A 1,924-nucleotide genomic window follows, 5' to 3' on the forward strand; every position below is an offset into this window, starting at 1 on the left:
GGCGCGGCGCGTTCGCGTGCCAGTGCCGCGCCTTGTTGCGCGCTCGCTGCGTCGAGCCGCCCTGCAGCATCCGCTGACCGCCCCGATGCGAGCCCGGCGTCCGCGGCGAGCGGCGGCGCGTCGTCGGCCGGGACCTGCGCCGGCGCGGCGGCGCGGCGCTCGACCTCGGCCGAGGGTGCGACGGTGACGGCGTGCCGGGAACGCGCCTCGTCTGCCGAGGCCTTGACCGCCGACGTGCGCGGCGCCGCCTTCGCCACTGGTGTCGCTGGCGCCGCTGCTGGCGAGGCCGGTGCGGGTCGCGCGGCCACCGCAGGCGGAGTGGGCGCCGTCGGAAGCGTCGGCGCCGCGACCGACTCCGTGGGCGCCGCCGCAGCCCCCGCCGGAGCCGGCACCGCCGCCACGTCGCTGCGCGGCGAGGGCGCAGCGATGTCACGGTCGAGTGCCGCTTCGGGCGGTGGGCCGTCGCGCCACATCAGGCCGATCACCGTGCCGAGCATGAGGCTGGCGAGCGCGGCGGTGGCGCCGGGCTGGTGCAGCAAGGATCGCAGGCGCTGGGCCAGTGCCGCCCGCCAGCGACGCGGCGGCGCATCGACCGCGCGTCCCTGCGTGGCGCGCCGCGCCGCCTCGAGGATGCTGCGGCTCAAGCCCGGCGGCGGCGCGGTGTCGTGGTCCGGTGCGTGGCGCAGCGCCGCACGCAAGAACGCGTCGGGCTCGAGCGGATCTTCGTGACGTGGGTGCTCGCTCATCTCACGATCCTTCAGCCTGCGTCACGGCGGATGACGCCGGCGGCCTCACGGTGCCCCCCGCATCGCCGAGCGCGGCAGGTAGGCGCCCATGCAGGTGCGCAGCTTGGTCATCGCGTAGCGGAGCCGGCTCTTCGCGGTCTCGAAGCCCAGCTCGAGCGCGGCGGCCAGTTCGTCCAGCGACAGGCCGTCCTCGTGATGCAGCAGGAACACCGCCTTCTGTGCAGCCGGCAGGCCGTCCAGGCAGTCGAGCAGGCGCGCTCCGGCGGCGCGCCAGAACGCGCGGTCCTCGGCGCAGACGGCCTCGGCGGCCGGCCAATCGCCCCAGGCCTCGCCCGCCGGCTCCCAGGCCGAAGGCTCGGCGGCGTCGAGCGACAGCTCGCGCCCGCTCTTGCGCAGGCAATCGACCGCGCGGTGGTGCGCCAAGGTGAACAACCAGGTGCGAAAGCTCGCGCCCTGCGGTTGCCAGCGCTCGCGCGCGCCGATGACGCGCAGCCAGGTGTCCTGGAACACCTCGTCGGTCTGCGCCGCGCAGCTGCGGCCGAGCAGCCGCCGCACGAAGCGGTAGAGCGCCGCATGGTGACGCGCGTAGAGCGGCTCGAACGCCCGCGCCTCGCCGGCGGCAAAGGCCTGCATCAAAGCGTCGTCGGTGCGGGTATCGGGCAAGGCGGGCATGCGGTGGTCAGTCTGACATCGGTGGATCGGTGTTGCGCCTGTCAATCGGAGCCGGCATGGCACCGCGTGGTCGGATGCAAGCGGGCAACGCCCGTTGGCAGCATGAAGGCTTGTACGCGCGGCGCGGGCGAACCGGGTTAACAGCGGCCCAACAGTGACCCAACAGTGACGCAACAGCGGCCCGCGAGTGCGCCCGATCACCCCGTTGCGCGGGCTCGGCCGTATCACGCTCACGGGCCGCGGTGTTCGCGCCCTCACCGAGGAGAAGACGATGGATGCACGGAACAAGGACCGGCCCGCACGGCCGAGGCGTTTGCGCCATGCCAGTTTGGCGGCGGCACTGCTGCTCGCGCTGGTGGGCGTGCCGTGGAGCCAGGCACACGACTGGTCTTCGCCGGTGCCGCGCGAGCAGCGTGTCGCCCAAGCGGCGCAGGAGCAGCCGTCGCACTGGACGCTGGCCTGGGGCGGCCCGCAGGACGGCCGGCCGGCGGCGCCGAGCGCGCAGC

2 protein-coding genes and 1 pseudogene are annotated in these 1,924 nt (G+C 74.8%); 1 reads left to right on the forward strand and 2 read right to left on the reverse strand.

Going from position 1 to position 1,924, the window contains the following annotated elements; genetic code table 11:
• Positions 1–746: pseudogene (locus tag RMO12_RS15320) on the reverse strand (hypothetical protein); the annotation flags it as partial.
• 45 nt (positions 747–791) lie between these two features.
• Positions 792–1,418, reverse strand: coding sequence for a sigma-70 family RNA polymerase sigma factor (locus RMO12_RS15325; RefSeq protein WP_309639930.1), 627 nt, complete (start codon positions 1,416–1,418; stop codon positions 792–794).
• Positions 1,419–1,689: 271 nt separating this feature from the next.
• Between RMO12_RS15325 and RMO12_RS15330 the strand changes: the two genes are divergently transcribed.
• Positions 1,690–1,924, forward strand: a 235-nt coding sequence (locus RMO12_RS15330; protein WP_309639931.1) for a hypothetical protein, incomplete at its 3' end; no start/stop codon positions are given.

The organism is Methylibium sp., assembly GCF_031393925.1.
Taxonomy (GTDB): domain Bacteria; phylum Pseudomonadota; class Gammaproteobacteria; order Burkholderiales; family Burkholderiaceae_C; genus Methylibium.

Excerpts from the sequence above, each read along its gene's own strand:
- RMO12_RS15325 (WP_309639930.1), bottom strand. The coding sequence starts at position 1,418 with ATGCCCGCCTTGCCCGATACCCGCACCGACGACGCTTTGATGCAGGCC.